We start from the raw sequence: 2,441 nt of genomic DNA on the forward strand, positions 1-2,441 counted from the left end.
GGTGGGAGAGTAGGTCGCCGCCGTTCTTCAATCCCGGTCTCGCAAGAGGCCGGGATTTTTTTGTTTATACCCCACCGAAAAAGCGCTCGCTCTCCAGTGATCTGGACACCGACCACTGTAACTCTTCGGAGCGGCGGGGAAAAACACTTCAGCAAAGGCTGAACCTTCACAATATTTGGGGTGTCGAACCACCCCCACTGCACGAAAAAGTGTTTGCAGAACGGTGCCGTAGGCACCACATTATGGTAAAAAAACTGTCCGTTTAATCCTTTTTTAGCTCCGTAGGTGTAGCACTTTTGTTACGAGTGATCCCTCTCTTTCGATTCCCATACTAACTTTTAATTCTGTTTATTTTTGCTCAGCACTTGCTGTCGTTTCATAAATCGTTATGTTTGTGTTATGGCAACAGTATGGCAAGCAAAATACTCTTTGCGCAACCTCTACAACGGCAACATTAGCACCTGGACGAACTCCTACCGCGAGAATGGAGTAGCCAGCGTAACCGGCGAGCAGTACAGCTACGATATGCTCAACCGCATTACCGCCAGCAAGTATAACAACCTTGCTGCGGGCACTGCTACGCCTACGCCGAAGTTTGCCACCAGCTACAGTTACGACCTCAACGGAAACATCTTAAACGTAAACCGTAGCGGTAACCTAGCTACGGCCGATGCCCCCGATATGGACAAGCTTACCTACAGCTACGAGGCCAAGACCAACAAGCTGAAAGCGGTGAAGGACGAAGTGGGCAGCGAGGTTTACGCCGATGTGGATATCGACAACCAGACGGATGCCGAAAACTACACCTACGATGCCATTGGCAATATGATAGGCGATAAGCAGGCCGGGGTAACCATACACTGGACTGTTTACGGTAAGGTAGCCGAGGTGATACCCGCCTACAGCGCCACCAAGCAAAAGCCGTATGTGAAGTACACCTACGATGCCGCCGGCAACCGCATTGCCAAGCAGGTAAACAACATGCCTTACGCTACGCCTACCTCCGCGGTGGAGGTGAACAACCCCGCTAAGGTTGCCACCACCTACTACCTGCGCGATGCCACGGGCAACACCATGGCCGTGTATGAGCGCTACAACAGCAAGGTGGCCAGCAATTACACTGCCACCTACACCCAGCGCGAGGTGAGCCTTTACGGCAGCGACCGCCTAGGCACCTACAAGCCCGATATAAATACCCCGCTGGCCGTGGTTCCGTTTGCGCTGCTCACCTCCGCCAACTTACCTGCCATGGCCCCAACCGCTCCGGCTGCGCAGCTGCTGGCTACCCGCACCGTGGGCCTCAAGGAGTATGAGTTTAAGGACCACCTGGGCAACGTGCGCGCCGTGGTAAGCGATACCAAGAGCGGCTCCGCCCAAACCTACTACGATGCCCTAGCCTCCGGCACCTACCACTACTACCCCTTTGGTATGGCCATGCCCGGCCTAGGCTCTGCCTCCGGCGCAACAGCCTACCGCTACGGCTACAATGGCAAGGAGAAGGATGCCGACATGAAGGGCAGCGACGCCACCTACGACTACGGCTTCCGCATTTACGATGCCCGCATTGCCAAGTTCCTTAGCGTGGATCCGCTGACGAAGAAGTATCCTGAGTTGACACCATATGCTTATTGTTTAAACAATCCGTCGAATGTGATAGATCCCGATGGACGGGAGCCAATTACTTTAACTGTCTTAGCAATTAGGGCTGTTGGTGGTGCAGCAATTGGAGCGAGTATGGATTTTACTATCCAAATGACGCTTAATATGTCGCTTAAAAACGAGGACTTTATTACTGCATTTTCAGATGTTGATTGGACAAGTGTTGGTACTTCTGCTTTAATTGGTGCTGTTGGAATTCCAGGGTCCAACTTAACTAAAGTTGTAAAGGCTACCACCATTACTACTGCGATTGTAGGTGATGCTGCCTTTGATTATTCGACCTTAAAAGGACATCAAAATATTTTTAATGGCGAAAAATCCTTGGTATCGGCAACAATCGATGTTACTGGTTCCGTGCTTGGAGGAGAAGCCGTAAAAGGTGTGGTCAAATGGGCTAGAAAGGCTGCTAATAATGATGTTATGTCTAAGGGGTTTTCTATTTTAAATAAAGCCGATAAAAATGCATTAAAACAAAGACAGAAAATTGTTAATAGCAACTATGTTGAAACCGTTACTGATTATCCTATTAGTATTGGAGTTGGGGCAGGCATGAATGGAGCTAAAGACGTTTTTGGGAATGAAAAAGGTTTCTCTCAGAAAGTAAATGGTCAAGGGCAAATGCAAAATCAGCCTGCCGATGCGTTACGTGTTTCTAATACAAAGAATTATTCAATTAAATTTAAAAAGTAATGGCTCTATTCAGTGATAATGTTGTTGCAAAAATTTGCTTATCTTAGTGGAAAGTCTCTATGATATGACAATAATTGAACAAATCCGAGAAC

The 2,441-nt window shown here is 48.7% G+C and carries 2 protein-coding genes; both read left to right on the top strand.

Going from position 1 to position 2,441, the window contains the following annotated elements:
• Positions 1-266, top strand: a 266-nt coding sequence (locus BLS65_RS18690; protein WP_212590593.1) for a hypothetical protein, incomplete at its 5' end; no start/stop codon positions are given.
• A 133-nt stretch (positions 267-399) separates the two neighbouring features.
• A complete protein-coding gene (locus BLS65_RS17575) occupies positions 400-2,349 on the top strand; it encodes an RHS repeat-associated core domain-containing protein (protein ID WP_092441089.1) in 1,950 nt (649 codons plus the stop codon).
• Positions 2,350-2,441: the final 92 nt, after the last annotated feature.

Origin of the sequence: Williamwhitmania taraxaci (assembly GCF_900096565.1) — a bacterium.
GTDB classification, from domain to species: domain Bacteria; phylum Bacteroidota; class Bacteroidia; order Bacteroidales; family Williamwhitmaniaceae; genus Williamwhitmania; species Williamwhitmania taraxaci.

Coding starts and splice junctions, on each gene's coding strand:
- BLS65_RS17575 (WP_092441089.1), top strand. CDS start 400: ATGGCAACAGTATGGCAAGCAAAATACTCTTTGCGCAACCTCTACAAC.